Below are 17,239 nucleotides of genomic sequence, written 5' to 3' on the forward strand. Positions count from 1 at the left end.
CTGCATTCAGCGTAATGGGTCAGTCTCGCAAGCCAATGGCAGAGCCGACCGCGAGCCCCAACTTTCATCGTATCCCTGATCGTGGGTGGCGAGCGTTTCGACGACTTCCAGGCATTTGCCCTGAAGCTGCGTGGTGTAGACCTGGAGCATTTGAGGCGGCACGACCTTGTCATTCAAACCGATGAAATGGCGTTGCGGGAGCGCACGCAACTTGTCGCGAAACTCCAGAGGTGTCACAGGCTTCGAGAATGGCGCGAGCTGCATCAGCTTCGCCCACTTTACAGGGTCGAGATTCCCGGCAATCGTTTGCACCTGAGTTACGTCGTTACGAGAACCCGCAAGGATCAAGGCAATCGCCGCGCCCCCCGAGTATCCGACCAGTTCGAACTGCTCCACTGCAAAGCGACTTTTCAGACGATCAAGGGCCGCGCTCATGGTCTCTATGACCAAAGAATTGAAACGACCGGAAGTCCACAAATCAGTGTTGCAACCCGGTGATGTCACGAACTGACAAGGGCGCGCCAGATAGGCGCTGGGCCCCCGATCTCCAGCGGCCAATCTCGCCATCAAGGACACGCGAGGGGTCGGATCGAGACTCGGTTGAGACCGTGTCGCCCACGCCCGACCATCGCCTTCAATGTAAACACGCAGATGCTTGTAGCCCCCTGGTGGCGGTAACAAGGCCATGAGTGTGTAAGGTGAACTATCAAGCGTGCCAGGAGTAAGCGAAGTGCCTTGGCTTACCGCCTGCAAATCGACTTTACCCGCGCACCCGCCGAGCCCGAGGAGCGCGAAGCCGATGGCGGCCAGTGCTTTAAACATGGTTTTAACCTGTTGATCAGACGCAACGTTCCGCCAGCGCGAATCGTTGCAATCCAGTCGATCAAAAAGCGTAGCGCGCTTCAAGGGTAAAGGTGTCGGCGTTAAAACCGGTCTTCGCTTGATAGCTGTAATGGGTCCCCAGGGTTAGAGCATCAATTTGATACTTCACTCCTATGCGACCTTCATAACTATCACGCACCGGACTGGCTCCCGCGACAATGAACGGCGAGCCCCCCAAGGTGAAACTGGAGGTCTGATTGATCTGGTCACCGATGAAGTCATGGTAAGCCATCACGCTCGCTTCAGGTGTAAGGGTGCCATTGAGCAGTGGCACGTCAGCGGCCATTCGCAACCCGGCACCCAGCTCGCCAATTTCGAAGCGCTGGGCATCGGAGTGCAGGGCGGCCGAAGAGCCATGCTCATTAAAACTGTCCAGCTGAATATTGGTGTAACGTGCGGCGACGCGCGGCTCGATAATCAGTTGGTCGGTGAGTTTGAAGGTATAACCGCTCAAGACGCTTAGTGCCCATGCGTCACTGTTGTAGCTGGCCTTGGCCACGCTGTCGGCGACATAACGTTTGCTGTCATTGTCATTGCGCCCGTAACTGAGGCTGCCATCGACAAACCAGTTGCGCAGATCCCAGCTACCGTACAGCGTCAATGCGCTGCCCTGTACATCGGTTTTATTTCCGGTATCGGAGGTGACGTTAGTGTTCAGATAGGAATAGGCCAGACCCACGGTGGAGTTGGCATTCAGCTTGCCATCCGCCCCGACGGCAATACCGCTGCTGTTGGCCGAATAACCGGCGACCGCATCACGACTGTCCTGATCCTGGTTGCTGCTCAACCCCTGAAACCATACGCCGGTTTCTGCCAGCGAATCCCCTGATGAGAGCCCCGAGCGCAGACCGGACACGCGGTTGCTGATCGCTCCATTCATCATCGCCTGACCCGACACTGCCGCATTGACCGCCCCACCGCTGACTTCCGGAGCCAGTTGCTCACCGAGCTTTGCCAGTTCCTCTTGAGAGGAGGCGTTGGCAAAGGCTTTGAAGACCGCATCATCACTGTTCAATTGTCCCAGCGGGCCATTCTTGAAGCGATTGAGAATCTCGCGGGTGCTGCTGGAAGTACCGATACTCCCCTGCTCTTCATCCACCTGACTGTCACTTTTCAGTGTGACCAGCGCGTTGACAGTCTGGGCATCGGTTGTATAGCTGGCGACGTTCAACAACGAGGACGAACTGCTAACGCTCAAACCGTTGTTCTGCAGGCTGCTGGCCTTGACCAGTGTGTATTGAGTGCCGGCAGCGGTCGGCGTGAAATCACCTGGTTTGGCATTCAGCGTCACTGTGGAGAACTGGGCGAAGGTGGCCTTGCCGTCCACCGTCAAATAAGGCGTACCGGGGGTGACTCGATCCGAAAGCAACATATCGATACCACTGTCGGCACCGACGTTCAGGTCACCGGTAATTTCGACCCCTTGGTTCTGAAGGTTTAGAGATCCCGAAACGATGGAAACCGTGCTGTCAATTTTGCTACCGGTGTAATTGGCCCGACCAGCAACATTCACCCCATTTAGATTGAGCAGATCGCCCTTGATTGCACCGCCGGTCCAGTTCAGTTGCGCCAACCCTGCGCCATCAATGGCCGCCGCATGATTGCTGCGAATTTCGCCACCCTGCTGGTTGATCTCGAACGCTGATGTCTGGTCCGCATCGACCCGGATCGCAACACCGTCTGCAGTGATATTGCCGGAGTTGATAATGCCCCGAGCGCCAGCCACAGCATTCTGCGTGAAAGTAGCACCGCCGAGTTTGATGCCCACGGCGTCTTCACCCGATGCCTCAATAGTCCCGGTGTTGAGCAAATGATCGACTGAACCATCCAAAAACCCGATAGCCGCGGAGTTCTTGCCAACGCTTAGGATCGAGCCGCTGTTCTCGATCCTCAACGCGCTGGTTTGGGTCTCGACGTGAAAAGCGGAGGCGTTCTGACCCGTGGCACGAATCGTTCCTGAGTTGAGAAGCCTGCCGGCGATGCTCACAGGATGTCCGGAATGGGAATCCAGAATCAGCCCCAGGGCATAGTTACCCTGCACATCGACAACACCACTGTTGATCAGATCGCCGCCAATAGTGGTCCCATGGAGGTAGATACCTTCAGGCTCGCCATAGATGCTGGCTCCCGTTGCCTGGGTGATGGAGATAGTCCCGGCGTTAATGACATTGCCGGTGATATTGGTATTGCCGATCTCGACTCCCTCAGCGCTATTCACGTTGGTAAGAGATAGCTTGCCGGCGTTGATGAAGTCACCCTGGATGTTGCTGCCGCTGGCGTTGTTGGCATGGAAACCGGCATCCAGTCCGATCCCGGTCACCGTCGTGCCTTGAGCGTCGAAAGTGAAGTCGCCCCGGTTAATGAGTGAGCCCGCGACAGTGTTCTGGAAGAACGTGACACCCGTTTTGTCCGTGTTGCTCTGGCGGGTTCGTTGCCCGGTCAGGGTCAAGGTTTCACCAAGGGTTTGACCAGTCCAGTCCTTGAAACCCTGGCTCAGATCGTACTCGCTGGCAAATACCTGAGCGGTCGAAGCGCTGACAACCATTGCCAGCAGGCTTTTCTTGAAGAAATTACTATCCATATCACTTCCGTGAGGTTCTGAAATCCATAGCCTGAAATCCAAGCTGCACATCAAGACAAAGGTATTTGTTCTGTGAGAAGTCGATATATCGACGAGACAATCAATTTCTTAAGCCATGAACGACTACAACCGGCTGAACATGGCGTACCCGGCGTCCCGCTTGCGCAATCCTCGTCAATCACCCAGGCTTCTCTCTTTTTCGGCTTGGGCAAGACCTTATGGAAAGTAACAACGACTGGCGCCATCGCCTCTACATCATGATTTTCCAGAGCGACACCAAGGCCGGTCGGCGCTTCGACGGCATTCTGCTGTTGATCATCCTCGCCAGCATTGTGATCGTGATGCTCGACAGCATCGACTCCATTCACCAGAACTACGCCAACGTGCTGGCGTACATCGAGTGGGGCTTCACCATTATCTTCGCCATCGAATATGGCCTGCGGCTGTACTGCTCGCCCAAGCCGTTGCGCTATGCGTTCAGCTTTTATGGGCTGGTGGATTTGCTGGCCATCGTGCCCGGCATCCTCGCGCTGTATTACGCCGATGCGCAGTACCTGCTGATCATCCGGATCATTCGGATGCTGCGGATTTTCCGTGTGCTCAAGCTCAGCCCGTATCTGAAGCAGGCCAACTATTTGATGTCGGCGCTGCGCGGCAGCAAGCAGAAAATCGTAGTGTTTCTGGTCAGCGTCTGCACGCTGGTCACGGTGTTCGGCACGCTGATGTACGTGATCGAAGGCCCGGAACACGGCTTCACCAGCATTCCCAAAGGCATCTATTGGGCTATCGTCACACTGACCACCGTGGGCTTCGGCGACATCGTGCCCAAGACGCCGTTGGGCCAGGTGGTCTCGTCGCTGGTGATGATCACCGGTTACTCGATCATCGCCGTGCCCACGGGAATTTTTACCGCCGAACTGGCCAACGCCATGCGTGGCGAACAACTGCAACACGACTGCCCGGTGTGCAAGAAAAACAACCACGAACACGGCGCGGCATTCTGCTCGCGGTGCGGCAATCAACTCTTCAAGAAACTGGAATAAGCAAAGTGCTTTTTAATCTTTAAAGGACTATGCGAGCCCGGCTATAGTCGCTGGCAAATTGCCCCACTTTCTAAATAAAAACTTCTAGAACAAGGAATGCGCAGTGAAAAAACTCTTTGGCGCCTCACTTCTGGCCGCTGGCCTGGCATTGACCAGCGTGGCTCAGGCCGCACCGACCCTGCTCAATGTTTCCTACGACGTGATGCGAGATTTCTACAAGGACTACAACACTGCCTTCCAGAAACACTGGCAAGCCGAGCACAACGAAAACATCACCCTGCAAATGTCCTTCGGCGGCTCCAGCAAACAGGCGCGTTCGGTCATCGACGGCCTGCCGGCTGACGTCATCACCATGAACATGGCCACCGATATCAACGCCCTCGCGGACAACGGCAAACTGGTGCCGGACAACTGGGTCACCCGCCTGCCGAATAACAGCGCACCGTTCACCTCGGCCACCGTGTTCATCGTCCGCAAAGGTAACCCGAAAGCCCTGAAAGACTGGCCGGACCTGCTCAAGGACGGTGTGCAGGTGATCGTGCCGAACCCGAAAACCTCGGGTAACGGCCGCTACACCTACCTTTCGGCCTGGGGTTATGTGCTGAAAAACGGGGGTGACGAAAGCAAAGCCAAAGACTTCGTCGGCAAGCTGTTCAAACAAGCGCCGGTCCTCGACACCGGTGGCCGTGCAGCCACCACCACGTTCATGACCAACCAGATTGGCGACGTGCTGGTGACCTTCGAAAACGAAGCCGAAATGATTGCGCGTGAGTTTGGTCGTGACCAGTTTGAAGTGATCTACCCGAGTGTTTCTGCTGAAGCCGAGCCGCCAGTGTCGGTGGTCGACAAAACAGTCGACAAGAAAGGCACCCGCGCGGCAGCTGAGGAATATTTGAAGTACCTGTGGTCGCCGGAAGGCCAGGAGATTGCGGCGGCGAACTACCTGCGTCCGCGTGATCCGGCGGTGCTGGCCAAGTACACCGATCGTTTCCCGAAAGTGGATTTCCTGTCGGTAGAGAAGACCTTTGGTGACTGGCGGACTGTGCAGAAGACTCACTTCAATGATGGTGGGATCTTTGATCAGATTTACAGCGGCCAGTAATTCCTGAACCCAATGAAAAAGGCGACCTGAGAAGGTCGCCTTTTTTGTCGACGCTGACTGATCGTTCCGCGGTCTACGCCCTCGACGCCAAAAGCCGCAGCCGCCTGAATGCGCTGTACATGATCAGCATTTTTATCGGCGGCGCATTTGGTTCCTCGGTGCCAGTGCGGTGTATGAACACGGCGGCTGGTTGTGGATCGTGATTGTGGGCAGCGCGTTTGCGCTGTTGGCGTTGTTGCGGCTTTTTAGTGTGTCAGAGGGGCGTTCGCTCGCTACCGCTTGAATCGTCAAAAAGCATCGCGGGCAAACCCACTCCCACAGGTTATTCGCTGACCCTGTGGGAGCGGGCTTACCCGCGAAGGTGATGTGACTGGTACCACTCAATGCCGAACCAATTTCTCCATCGCCGCATCTGCCAGAAAGGAAGAGCGGCTTTTGACATTGTGCTCACGCACATATCGGTCTATGCGCTGAATCACATAGCCAGGCAGCGTCACGTTGACCTTCTCGGTTTTGCCCATGTACGGCGCGATGTCCAGCTCCAGCATTCCCCAGCCCATGTCGGCAAAGTCCGGATGTCCGCGATGAGTAGCCGCAGAAGTCGGCATCGGAATCGAATCCCCGTCAGCCGCTATTTCCTGAAGCAGGATGTGGGCAATCTCGACCGCTGCGTTATAGGCGTCTTCAAACGTATCCCCGGCCGTTACGGCGCCTGGAATATCGGGGATCTGAATACCGATGGCGGTGTTCTCGTCGCCCCACTCGATACAGATTGGATATTGCATTATGGATCTCCTGCGTAACTGGCTCCCGGGCAATACAGCCCGGCTCGCCTCCTGATGCTTTTGACCGTCCCGATCGGCAAATCCTTTTTCGAATGAGGGACGGGGATCGTGTATGGGTTGTATCGGTGAGTGAAGATGTGATGGCTGCCGGTAATCCGATCCAGTGTCCAGCCCGCCTCCTCCAACTCCTTGATCAATAGCCTGCTCTGCACCACTCGCCTCCTTGCTCAGGCTCGAATAAAAGTAACCCTAGAGTTATCTTTACTCAAGCACAAAAGTGCGGGACGCGACGCTCGGTTGTTTTACAGAGTGTGATTCAAGGCACCTCACTCCCACCAAAAATGAATCATTTTTCTCTGCGTAAACCGTCACGCCGAGGTGAACCCGGATTACACTCAGCGACCTGAGCCTGAAGCGATGCGGGATGCGATTCGCGGCTAACCGATCAAATGCCGCCTGACTCGCGGCATGTTCTTTCAAGGAGTGTGCAATGACCCGACGTACCTTTCTCATCACCGGCGCCAGCAAAGGCATTGGCCGTGCGGTAGCCGAGCACCTGGATCGTGCGGGTCATCGGGTGGTCGGTATTGCCCGATCGCCCGACCTGAGCTTTCCCGGCATTCTGTTTCCGCTGGATCTGAGCGATAGGGTGCTGACCCAGCAAGTGCTGGCGGAGCTGGCCAAGACTTATGAGTTCGACGGGCTGGTCAACAACGTCGGCCTGGTTCGCCCGCAAGTGCTGGGCGAAATCGACCTCGAGACGTTCGACGACGTGATGCGGGTCAACCTGCATTCGGCCTTGCAGGCCACTCAGGCACTGCTGCCGAACATGCGCGCCAAGGGCTGGGGTCGGGTGGTGAACATTTCCAGTTTGACCGTGCTTGGCATCACCCAACGCACGGCGTACGCGGCGGCCAAAGCGGCGCTGATCAGCTTCACGCGATCCTGGGCGCTGGAACTGGCGCAAACCGGCGTGACGGTGAACGCCGTGGCGCCGGGTCCGACCGAAACCGAACTGTTTCGCGCCAACAATCCGCCGGGCAGTGAGGGTGAAGCGCGTTATCTGGCCGGCGTGCCGATGGCTCGGTTGGGGCAGCCGCAAGAGATCGCTGCGGCGATTGCGTTTTTGCTGTCCGAGCAGAGCGGGTTTATTACCGGGCAAACCTTGTTTGTCGACGGTGGCGCTTCGATAGGTAAAGCGGCGTTCTAACCAACAACACCAACCCCTGTGATCCTTAGATCGCCGTTTCTGTTTACTGCCCGAACTGCCTGCCCAACCCACCCGGCACGCCCTGAATATCGGTGTCCTCCCATGGCCCGTTCGGGCTGATCGACCGGCTCCAGCCGTTATTCCAGCGATAGTAGGTGCGCTGGCGGTAGAAAGTGTTGGTCTGATCATCGAGAACGTACACGCCGAGCTTGGCATCCCAATGGCTGTTGCCACCCGGTGGCGGCGCGAAGCTGGCGGAGGTACGTGGCAGCGGTTTGGCGGGCTTGGCCGGAATGCTCGGCTTGCCCGGTGTCGGTGTCGGGGACGGCGTCGGACGCGGCTGCGACGGCGGGATCGGTGGCAGCCGTTCAGGCTGCTGCGGTTGGACCACACAAGCGCTTAACCCCAAAACCATACTGAGCAGGGTGATACGAGCGATGGCGGTCATAGTGGAGTTTCCTGTCATTTGTCCGGGCTGTCGATGGTCAGTGTTTGCGGCGCGGTGGTGCTGCTGGCCAGAGGCTGGCTGCGACCGATCCATTCGCCGGCAGTCGGTTGGCCGGCGCGGGAGATGCGTGCAACCAGTTGGACTTCAGGGAAGTTCGACAGTTTCAACTGCGGCATCATTGCATCGGCATCGCCCAGCTCGACGGTCGCTGGCAAGTCGGCCACGGTCAGGCGCTTGGCGGCCAATGGTGCCGGTGGGCCTGAGGTGGCGCGGGCGAAGATGAATACGCTGTCGCCCGGCTGGACCTTGGCTTTCAAGTCTGGCGCCAGATCCACACGCACCTTGAGCAGCGCCGCAACCTTGGCCGCCGGCGCCTGGGCAACCTTGCCGCCGCTGGCTTCAAGCTTCTCAGTGGCCCGAGTGATGCCGCCTTGCAGCGCAGCGCGGGAACTGTCTTCCGGCGGCAGTTGCGCCAGTAAGCGATTCCAGTAGTCGATGGCGTCCTGATAGCGCTCGCTTTCGAAGGCGGCGATGCCGAGCAGACCAAGGCTGGTGACTTCTTTCGGATCGGCTTTCAGCGCTTCGTCAGTCAAGGCCTGGACCTTGTCCGACCACTTCTTGCCGTCGGCGAAGTACTGGGCCTGAGCCCATTGGCCCAACAGTTCCGGCTGACGACCGGCCAGGTTCACCGTGCGTTCGAAGATCTTCGCCGCGTCGCCAGGACGGTCCTGGGCCATATAAGTACGACCCAGGAAGTACAAGCCCTCGGCCGAATCCGGTTGAGCGGCGACCGCGCGTTCCAGACGACGGGTCATCTCTTCCATCGACTGTGGCGCCTGGGCGAATTCGCGGGTCAGTTCGACCTTGTCGCTGGCACCAAAATGCAGGTACAGGCCAAGACCCAGCACCGGCACCAGAATCGCCGCCAGCAAGGGCCACGGTTTGCCCAGACGGGACACACGCGGCGCCTCGACGCCTTCGGTGTCGGCGAGCAGTTCACGGGCGGCTTCGGCGCGGCCGGTGTCCATTTGCGCGGCATCGAGAACGCCCTCTTCCTGCTGAGTCTGCAACTCAGCCACGCGCTCCTGATACAGCGCGACGTTCAGGGCAGTACGATCCTCTTCAAGCTGCGCGCGACGACCACGCAGAACGGGAATCAGCAGAAAACTCAGGGCAACCAGAAGTAGCAGACCTGCAGCGAGCCAGAAATCAATCATTCTTGGTTTTATCCAACAGGTGGTCGAGGCGCTCGCGCTCCTCGGCAGAGAGCTCATCCTTGGTGTCAGTGCGTTGCACGCGACGACGGCGGACGATCACGGCGATGATCACAAAACCGCCCAGCAGCAGGCCGGCAGGGCCGAACCAGAGCACAGCAGTCTTGGCGTTCAGAGCAGGTTTGTAGCGGACGAAATCACCGTAGCGGTCGACCATGAAATCGATGATCTGCTGGTTGTCCTTGCCCTCGCCGAGCATGCGAAAAATCTCTTTGCGCAGGTCAGCGGCGATCGGCGCGTTGGAGTCGGCGATGTCCTGATTCTGGCACTTGGGGCAACGCAGCTCTTTGGTCAGCTCGCGAAAACGCTCGCGATCACCTTCTTTGGCGAACTCGTAGGTGTCAATGGCCGCGTGCGCCACGCCGGCCATGCTCAAACCCAATACCGCGGCGGCTATCCAGCGCTTCATGGCTTGGCCTCATCGACCAGCGCCTGATACTTGGCCGCCAGTTTTTCGCGCCAGACCTGTTCGTCGATCACGCCAACGAATTTGTCGCGGATGATGCCCTTGGCGTCGATGAAGAAGGTTTCCGGCGCACCGTAAACACCGAGATTCAGACCCAATGTGCCTGCGTCGTCACGGATATCCAGCTGGTACGGATTGTGGAATTCGTCCAGCCATTTCAACGCATCCGCGTTGACGTCCTTGTAGTTGATGCCGTAGATCACCACACCCTGCTTGGCCAGTTTGTTCAGCACCGGGTGCTCGACCCGGCAGGAAATGCACCAGGTGCCCCAAACGTTGACCAGCGCAGGCTTACCCAGAATGTCGGCCTTGGTCAGGGTCTTGTCGCCCTGCACGGCCGGCAGGGAAAACTCCGGGAATGGCTTGTTGATCATCGCCGAGGGCAACTCGGCCGGGTCCAGGTACAGACCGCGGTAAAGGAAAACAGCCACCACCAGAAAAATCACCAGTGGCAACAGCATCAACCAACGTCTCATGCCGTGGCTCCCGTCATGCCCAGTGCTTCACGCACACGGCTTTTCACCTTGACCCGGTAACGGCGATCCAGCGCCGCCAGCAACCCGCCCAACCCAGTGAGCAGACCACCGAACCAGATCCAGCGCACGAATGGTTTGACGTGGACACGAACGGCCCAGGCGCCGTCGCCCAACGGTTCGCCGAGTGCGACGTAGAGGTCGCGGGTAAAACCGGCGTCGATCCCGGCTTCGGTCATCACCGAGTTCTGCACGGTATACAAGCGTTTTTCCGGGTGCAGCACGCTGACTTCCTTACCGTTGCGGATTACCCGTACGGTGCCCTTGTCGGAGGTGAAGTTGGGGCCTTCGAAATGCTTGGCGCCTTCGAACACGAATTGGTAACCGCCCAGGTCCATGGACTCGCCCGGCGCCAGACGCAGGTCGCGCTCGGCACTGTTCTGGCTCGACAGCACGACGCCGAGGGCGCACACGGCGATGCCGAGGTGAGCGACCTGCATGCCCCAATAACTGCGGGTCAGAGTCGGCAGGCCTTTGATCAGGCCCTTGTGGCGAGTTTTGTCGAAGATGTCACGCACGCCGGCCAACAATACCCAGGCGGCGAGCATGAAGGTCGCAATCACTGCCCAATTGAAATCGCCATAAGCGACACCGGCTACCACGGCCAGCGCGGCGCTGCCGAGCAACACCGGGGTCAGCATGCTCAACAGCCATCTGACTGGCGTGTCTTTCCAGCGCACCAACATGCCGACCGCCATCACCATCATCAGCAAGGCCATCAACGGAATGAACAGTGCGTTGAAGTACGGCGGGCCGACCGACAGCTTGGCGCCGGTCATCGCATCGAGAATCAGCGGATACAAGGTGCCCAGCAGGATCATCGACGCCGCCACCACCAGCACCAGATTGTTACCCAGCAGCAGGGTTTCCCGGGACCAGAGGTTGAAGCCGACGTGGCTCTTCACCACTGGAGCGCGCAGGGCAAACAGCGTCAGCGAACCACCGACCACAAACAGCAGGAAGATCAGGATGAACACGCCGCGCTCAGGATCGGACGCAAACGCGTGAACCGAGGTCAGCACGCCGGAACGCACGAGGAAGGTCCCCAGCAAGCTCAACGAGAACGCGGCGATGGCCAGCAACACGGTCCAGCTCTTGAACACGCCACGTTTTTCCGTGACCGCCAACGAGTGAATCAGCGCCGTGCCCACCAGCCATGGCATAAAGGATGCGTTTTCCACCGGGTCCCAGAACCACCAGCCACCCCAGCCGAGTTCGTAGTAGGCCCACCACGAACCGAGGGTGATGCCGATACCGAGGAAGGCCCAGGCGACGATGGTCCACGGACGGGACCAGCGCGCCCACGCGGCATCAAGACGACCGCCCAGCAGCGCGGCGATGGCGAAAGCGAACGCCACGGAGAAACCGACATAGCCCATGTACAGCATCGGCGGGTGAACGATCAGGCCGATGTCTTGCAGCAAGGGATTGAGGTCACGACCGTCCGCAGGGATTTGCGGCAGGATCCGTGCAAACGGGTTGGACGTGAGGATCAGGAACAGCAGGAAACCGGTGCTGATCATGCCCATCACCGCCAGTACGCGAGCCAGCATCACTTGCGGCAATTGCCGGGAGAACACCGACACCGCGAAGGTCCAGCCGCCGAGAATCAACGCCCAGAGCAGCAACGAACCTTCGTGAGCGCCCCACACCGCGCTGAACTTGTAGTACCACGGCAACGCGCTGTTGGAGTTGCTAGCGACGTAGGCGACGGAGAAATCGTCGGCCATGAAGGCGTAAGTCAGGCAACCGAAGGCAAACAGCAGAAACGCGAATTGCCCCCAGGCGGCCGGTTGGGCCAGGCTCATCCACAAACGGTCACCGCGCCAGGCACCGAGCAACGGCACCACTGTCTGAACCAGCGCGAAACACAGCGCCAGAATCATCGCCAGGTGGCCTAACTCGGGGATGAACAGCCCTGAACTATAGAGAGCAGATGTCATCGTTTAACCCTCTTTCGCAGGTGAAGGCGCCGACTGGCCACTGTCTTTCAGGGCCTTGGTCACTTCCGGTGGCATGTACTTTTCATCGTGCTTGGCCAGCACTTCGTCGGCTACCACCACGCCGTCGGCGTTGAGCTTGCCGAGGGCAACGATGCCCTGCCCTTCGCGGAACAGATCCGGGAGGATGCCGCGGTAGCTGATGGTCACGGATTTGCTGAAGTCGGTGACAATGAATGTCACGTCCAGCGAATCGCCGGAACGTTGCAGCGAACCTTTTTCGACCATGCCGCCCGCGCGGATGCGCGTGTCTTGCGGGGCTTCGCCGTTGGCGATCTGGGTCGGGGTGTAAAACAGATTGATGTTCTGCTGCAGGGCGCTCAGGGCCAGGCCGACAGCAGCGCCGACACCGACCAGGATCGCGAGAATGATGATAAGACGCTTTTTGCGTAGCGGATTCACTTGCCGTTCTCCCGGCGCAGACGACGCGCCTCTTGTTGCAGATACCGCTTGCGGGCCAGGATCGGCGCCGCCACGTTGAGGGCCAGCACCGCCAGGCAGATGCCATAGGCTGACCAGACATACAGGGCATGATGGCCCATGGCGAGGAAGTCGCCGAATGAAGCAAAACTCATCTTGCGGCCTCCAGACTGTTCTGCACTTCGGCCTTGACCCAACTGGCGCGGGCTTCGCGCTTGAGCACTTCAAGGCGCATGCGCAGCAGCAACACCGCGCCAAAGAAACAGTAGAAACCCAGCACCATCAGCAGCAGTGGCAGCCACATCTCGGCCGGCATCGCCGGTTTTTCGGTGAGGGTGAACGTCGCGCCCTGGTGCAGGGTGTTCCACCACTCCACCGAGTATTTGATGATCGGGATATTGATCACGCCGACAATCGCCAATACCGCGCAGGCCTTGGCGGCACTATCACGATTGCTGATGGCGTTGCCCAGAGCAATGAGACCGAAGTACAGAAACAGCAGAATAAGCATGGACGTTAGTCGTGCATCCCAGACCCACCACGAGCCCCAGGTCGGTTTGCCCCAGATCGCCCCGGTGACCAGCGCCACCGCGGTCATCCAGGCACCGATGGGCGCCGCGCATTGCAGGGCGACGTCGGCCAGTTTCATCTTCCACACCAGCCCGACGATGCCGCACACGGCCAGCATCACGTAGACGGATTGCGCCAGCATGGCGGCCGGAACGTGGATATAGATGATGCGAAAGCTGTTGCCTTGCTGGTAGTCCGGCGGCGCGAAGGCCAGGCCCCAGACTACGCCAACGCCAATCAGCAGCAACGCCGCGACGCTCAGCCACGGCAGCAGTTTACCGCTGATGCCGTAAAACCATTTGGGCGAGCCGAGCTTATGAAACCAAGTCCAGTTCATTACTGTTTCCATCACGGTTGCTGCTCGTTTCACGAGTAGCCAGGGTCTTTACTGATCAAAAAATGACCAGACCTCATTATTCGCCGACGCTGATCTTCAGGCCAGCAGCTATTGCAAAAGGTGTCAGGGTTATCGCCAGGGCGGTCAGGCTACCAAGCCACAGGAGATAACCGGTCGCCGGCATGCCTTGCAATGCCGCCTGCAAGGCGCCACTGCCAAGAATCAACACCGGGATGTACAGCGGCAGAATCAGCAGCGCCAGCAACAGGCCACCGCGTTTCAATCCCACCGTCAGGGCTGCGCCCACCGCACCGAGCAGGCTCAGCACCGGTGTACCCAGCAACAAAGAAAGCAGCAACACCGGCAGACAGGCGGTTGGCAAACCGAGCATCAATGCCAGCAGTGGAGCGAGCAAAACCAGTGCCAGGCCAGAGAAGGTCCAGTGTGCCAGTACCTTGGCCAACACCAGAAGAGGCAGGGGGTGCGACGAAAGGACCCACTGTTCAAGCGATCCGTCTTCGAAATCACTGCGGAAAAGCCCGTCCAGCGAGAGCAAAACCGATAAAAGGGCTGCTACCCAGACCAGTCCCGGAGACAAGGTTTGCAACAATTGAGACTCGGGTCCGACCGCCAACGGGAACAGGGAAACGACGATCGCGAAGAATACGAGCGGATTGGCCAGTTCCGCAGGACGGCGAAACAGCAAACGAGCCTCGCGGGCGACCAACAGGCCGAAAACACTCATACGGCCCAGTTCCCCAGATCAATGTCGCGATAACCGGCAGGCATCCGGGTCAGCGTGTGGTGAGTGGTCAAGACCACCATGCCACCGCGCTCGCAGTGGGCGGCCAGGTGTTCTTCGAGTTGCGCCACGCCTTGTTTGTCGAGCGCGGTGAACGGCTCATCGAGGATCCATAGCGGTGGGCTTTCCAGGTACAACCGCGCCAACGCGACCCGGCGTTGCTGCCCGGCAGACAGCGTGTGGCAGGGAACATCCTCGAAACCGCGCAATCCAACAGCCGTCAGCGCTTGCCAGATCGCCTCATGGGCGGCCGGTTGATGCAGGGCGCAAAGCCAGCTCAGATTCTCTTCCGGCGTCAGCAGGTCTTTAATCCCGGCGGCATGGCCGATCCACAGCAGGTTGCGCGCCAGCTCAAAGCGTTGCTCGTTCAGTGGCCGGCCGTTGAGCAGCACTTGACCGGCGGTCGGCTGCATCAGACCGCAAAGCAGACGTAAAAGGCTGGTCTTGCCGCTGCCGTTGGGGCCGCTGATTTGCAACATTTCGCCACTGGCCAGTCTCAATTCGAGATTTTCGAAGAGCAGCCGAAGGTCTCGCTCACAAGCAAGGGCAACGGTTTGCAGGACTGGACTGGTCAAGAGATTACGGGCCTTTACGGTTCAAGTCGGCAGCGGTGCGGCCGCTAAAGAGATGCAGGATAAATGCAGTGGTGGCCCGTTCTAAGGAGCCAGATCAAGTTTTTTGCAAATGTTCCCAGCGCTCCGGTTGCAACGGGGCCGCATTATACATGCCATGCCCTACTCTAAAGAGGGCAATTTCCTCAGGTTGTGACCGCGTATGACAGGCGAAATGAACATCCTCCCGCTACCGCAGACCACGCCTGCGACTTCGCGGCCGCAGGTGGTGAGTGGCGATTTGCTCAAGCTGCTGACGCCCATGGAGGGCCTGATTACTGCCGGTCAGACTGCCCGGGGCGAAGTGCTGTCGCTCAAGCAGGCGGATCAGACCTTTCAACTGTTGCTCAAGGTCACCCTCGACAGCGGCCGTCAGACCACGGTCCAGGCCACCAGCACCCAACCGCTGCCTCAGGGCACCAGCCTGGCGATCACCCAGCCATCGGCGGGTAATCTGGCCGTCACCGTGCAACAGGCCATCGCCTCCAGCGTCGCCACCCTCACCCGTATCGACACGGCGCAACTGCCCGTTGGCACCCTGCTGCAAGGCAAAGTGCTGACCTCTCAGGTGATGCCGCAGGTCCCGGGCCAGCCGACCGTGTTTCGCTCGATGGTGAGCTTGCTCAACACCGCGTTGAGCGGCAGCACCCTGAGCATCGACAGCCCGACACCGCTGCGCATCGGCACCTTGCTGAGCGCGCTGGTGCAGGACACTCAGACGCTGAAGTTCGTGCCGTTGAGCAGCCGTCAGGAACAATTGGCCGTCACGCAGCAACTGGTCAGCCAACAAAGCCGCCAAGGTTCGCTGGACGGCTTGATCAAGCTTCTGCAAAACCTGCCAGCATCGGACCAGACCTCAAGCGACCTGCGTGCCGCCGTCGACAAGCTGCTCGCGGGCCTGCCCGATGTTCGGCAACTCAGCACGCCCAAAGGCCTGGCCTTGGCGTTGGCCAATAGCGGAATGTTCCTGGAAAGAAAACTGCTCGCCGGACAGAACCCGACGCTAACCCCGGACATGAAAGGCGATCTGCTCAAGCTGATCGCACAATTGACGCCAGGCCTGCCGGCCAACACCAATCTCAACGCGATCATTGCCGCCAACACACTGGCCCAAGCCATGCCGAACTTTGTGCGCAGCGCCCTCGGCATGCTCGGGCAAGTCAGCGCCAAACCGCTACCGACTAGTTTCCCGCTCCCCGAACGCCTGTTGCAGAGCCAGGACGGTGAAAACGATCTGGAGCACCTGCTGCGTTTGGCGGCAGCGGCAGTTTCGCGCCTGCAAAGCCATCAGTTGTCGAGCCTGGAACAGACCGGCGTCACTGATGACGGTCGGCTGATGAGCACCTGGCAGCTGGAAATCCCGATGCGCAATCTGCAGGACATCGTGCCGTTGCAGGTAAAGTTCCAGCGTGAAGAAGCCCCCGAGAAAGAACAACCAAAAGAACGCAATGAAGAACGTCCACCGAAGCAACAGCTCTGGCGGGTCGATCTGGCATTCGACATGGAGCCTTTAGGCCCGCTGCAGATTCAGGCGCAACTGATCAACGGCAGCTTGTCCAGCCAACTGTGGGCCGAACGGCCTTACACCGCCAGCCTGATCGAAAGTCATCTGGCCGAACTGCGCCAGCGTCTGCTGGCGTCCGGCCTGAATGTCGGCGATCTGGATTGCCACCTCGGCACACCGCCGCAAGGCCCTCAAACCCGTCTCGAACAACGCTGGGTCGACGAAACCGCATGAGAAACCCCAACGCCCCGCGCCAAGCCATCGCCCTCAAATACGACGGCAGCCACGCCCCTACCCTCACGGCCAAAGGTGACGAAGCACTGGCCGAAGCCATTCTGAAGATTGCCCGCGATTATGAAGTGCCCATCTATGAAAACGCCGAGCTGGTGAAACTGCTGGCGCGGATGGAATTGGGGGAGAGTATTCCGGAGGAGTTGTATCGCACGATTGCGGAGATTATTGCGTTTGCGTGGAATCTGAAGGGTAAGTTTCCTGAGGGGCAAGATCCGGATGCGCCAATGGCGGAGAAGGACATCACCGAACGCGGCGAGGATTACTGACCCCAGGATTCGCCCGACCCAAAGCTACTGGTGGCTTTTTACCATTCGTCGCTACTGTCAGATCTGACAGTAGCGAGCATCCTTGCTTTCGTTGCCAGATAGACAAGCAGC

General features: G+C 58.9%; 19 protein-coding genes and 1 pseudogene. 6 read left to right on the plus strand and 14 right to left on the minus strand.

The window, feature by feature from the left end; genetic code table 11:
- Positions 1-6 precede the first annotated feature (6 nt).
- On the minus strand, positions 7-822 hold the full coding sequence (locus tag ACYZTU_RS20695) for an alpha/beta hydrolase (RefSeq protein ID WP_461965124.1): 816 nt from the start codon (positions 820-822) through the stop codon (positions 7-9).
- 61 nt (positions 823-883) lie between these two features.
- Positions 884-3,463, minus strand: coding sequence for an autotransporter family protein (locus tag ACYZTU_RS20700; RefSeq protein WP_461965126.1), 2,580 nt, complete (start codon positions 3,461-3,463; stop codon positions 884-886).
- A gap of 218 nt (positions 3,464-3,681) precedes the next feature.
- On the opposite strand from ACYZTU_RS20700, the gene ACYZTU_RS20705 reads away from it, so the two are divergent.
- The 3 genes and pseudogenes from ACYZTU_RS20705 to ACYZTU_RS20715 all read left to right on the plus strand — a co-directional run.
- A complete protein-coding gene (locus tag ACYZTU_RS20705; protein WP_461965128.1) occupies positions 3,682-4,506 on the plus strand; it encodes an ion transporter in 825 nt (274 codons plus the stop codon).
- Between the two features lie 103 nt (positions 4,507-4,609).
- Positions 4,610-5,608 carry a sulfate ABC transporter substrate-binding protein gene (locus ACYZTU_RS20710; RefSeq protein ID WP_309676598.1) on the plus strand — a complete coding sequence of 333 codons (999 nt, stop codon included), beginning with the start codon at positions 4,610-4,612 and terminating at the stop codon, positions 5,606-5,608.
- Between the two features lie 65 nt (positions 5,609-5,673).
- A pseudogene (locus ACYZTU_RS20715) lies at positions 5,674-5,891 on the plus strand (MFS transporter); the annotation flags it as partial.
- A gap of 97 nt (positions 5,892-5,988) precedes the next feature.
- On the opposite strand, the gene ACYZTU_RS20720 reads toward ACYZTU_RS20715, so the two are convergent.
- Together ACYZTU_RS20720 and ACYZTU_RS20725 are read right to left on the minus strand one after the other, a co-directional pair.
- A complete protein-coding gene (locus ACYZTU_RS20720) occupies positions 5,989-6,393 on the minus strand; it encodes a type II toxin-antitoxin system HicB family antitoxin (protein ID WP_461965130.1) in 405 nt (134 codons plus the stop codon).
- Positions 6,393-6,605 (minus strand): type II toxin-antitoxin system HicA family toxin, encoded by a 213-nt coding sequence (locus tag ACYZTU_RS20725; RefSeq protein ID WP_461965132.1) that lies wholly within the window; start codon positions 6,603-6,605, stop codon positions 6,393-6,395. Before ACYZTU_RS20725 ends, ACYZTU_RS20720 begins: the two co-directional genes overlap by 1 nt.
- A gap of 278 nt (positions 6,606-6,883) precedes the next feature.
- Between ACYZTU_RS20725 and ACYZTU_RS20730 the strand changes: the two genes are divergently transcribed.
- Positions 6,884-7,603, plus strand: a complete 720-nt coding sequence (locus ACYZTU_RS20730; protein WP_461965134.1) for an SDR family oxidoreductase — start codon at positions 6,884-6,886, stop codon at positions 7,601-7,603.
- Positions 7,604-7,646: 43 nt separating this feature from the next.
- Here the strand turns inward: ACYZTU_RS20730 and ACYZTU_RS20735 are convergent, their stop codons facing one another.
- From ACYZTU_RS20735 to ccmA, 10 genes are all read right to left on the minus strand, one after another.
- The gene (locus tag ACYZTU_RS20735) at positions 7,647-8,051 is read right to left on the minus strand and encodes a hypothetical protein (protein WP_449642369.1); all 405 of its coding nucleotides are present in this window, start codon (positions 8,049-8,051) and stop codon (positions 7,647-7,649) included.
- Positions 8,052-8,065: 14 nt separating this feature from the next.
- On the minus strand, positions 8,066-9,268 hold the full coding sequence (gene ccmI / locus ACYZTU_RS20740; RefSeq protein ID WP_461965136.1) for a c-type cytochrome biogenesis protein CcmI: 1,203 nt from the start codon (positions 9,266-9,268) through the stop codon (positions 8,066-8,068).
- The gene (locus ACYZTU_RS20745; protein WP_449642371.1) at positions 9,261-9,734 is read right to left on the minus strand and encodes a cytochrome c-type biogenesis protein; all 474 of its coding nucleotides are present in this window, start codon (positions 9,732-9,734) and stop codon (positions 9,261-9,263) included. Before ACYZTU_RS20745 ends, ccmI begins: the two co-directional genes overlap by 8 nt.
- Complete coding sequence (locus ACYZTU_RS20750; protein WP_449642372.1) at positions 9,731-10,267, minus strand: DsbE family thiol:disulfide interchange protein; 537 nt, start codon at positions 10,265-10,267, stop codon at positions 9,731-9,733. The genes ACYZTU_RS20745 and ACYZTU_RS20750 overlap by 4 nt, the downstream gene beginning before the upstream one ends.
- A complete protein-coding gene (locus ACYZTU_RS20755) occupies positions 10,264-12,267 on the minus strand; it encodes a heme lyase CcmF/NrfE family subunit (RefSeq protein ID WP_461965138.1) in 2,004 nt (667 codons plus the stop codon). Before ACYZTU_RS20755 ends, ACYZTU_RS20750 begins: the two co-directional genes overlap by 4 nt.
- A 3-nt stretch (positions 12,268-12,270) precedes the next feature.
- Positions 12,271-12,726: a cytochrome c maturation protein CcmE gene (gene ccmE / locus ACYZTU_RS20760; protein ID WP_461965140.1), complete on the minus strand. Its 456-nt coding sequence runs from the start codon at positions 12,724-12,726 to the stop codon at positions 12,271-12,273.
- Positions 12,723-12,899 carry a heme exporter protein CcmD gene (ccmD, locus tag ACYZTU_RS20765; protein ID WP_008145547.1) on the minus strand — a complete coding sequence of 59 codons (177 nt, stop codon included), beginning with the start codon at positions 12,897-12,899 and terminating at the stop codon, positions 12,723-12,725. Before ccmD ends, ccmE begins: the two co-directional genes overlap by 4 nt.
- Positions 12,896-13,651: a heme ABC transporter permease gene (locus ACYZTU_RS20770; protein ID WP_282377519.1), complete on the minus strand. Its 756-nt coding sequence runs from the start codon at positions 13,649-13,651 to the stop codon at positions 12,896-12,898. The genes ccmD and ACYZTU_RS20770 overlap by 4 nt, the downstream gene beginning before the upstream one ends.
- A gap of 76 nt (positions 13,652-13,727) precedes the next feature.
- Entirely contained in the window at positions 13,728-14,396 is a 669-nt protein-coding gene (ccmB, locus tag ACYZTU_RS20775) for a heme exporter protein CcmB (RefSeq protein ID WP_461965142.1), read from the minus strand.
- Positions 14,393-15,028 carry a cytochrome c biogenesis heme-transporting ATPase CcmA gene (gene ccmA / locus ACYZTU_RS20780; RefSeq protein ID WP_461965144.1) on the minus strand — a complete coding sequence of 212 codons (636 nt, stop codon included), beginning with the start codon at positions 15,026-15,028 and terminating at the stop codon, positions 14,393-14,395. Before ccmA ends, ccmB begins: the two co-directional genes overlap by 4 nt.
- Positions 15,029-15,227: 199 nt before the next feature.
- On the opposite strand from ccmA, the gene fliK reads away from it, so the two are divergent.
- Both fliK and ACYZTU_RS20790 read left to right on the plus strand, forming a co-directional pair.
- Entirely contained in the window at positions 15,228-16,802 is a 1,575-nt protein-coding gene (gene fliK / locus ACYZTU_RS20785; RefSeq protein ID WP_461965146.1) for a flagellar hook-length control protein FliK, read from the plus strand.
- Positions 16,799-17,128 (plus strand): EscU/YscU/HrcU family type III secretion system export apparatus switch protein, encoded by a 330-nt coding sequence (locus ACYZTU_RS20790; protein ID WP_461965148.1) that lies wholly within the window; start codon positions 16,799-16,801, stop codon positions 17,126-17,128. Before fliK ends, ACYZTU_RS20790 begins: the two co-directional genes overlap by 4 nt.
- The last annotated feature ends 111 nt before the right edge of the window (positions 17,129-17,239 follow it).

The sequence above is a fragment of the Pseudomonas sp. HLT2-19-2 genome, assembly GCF_054898005.1.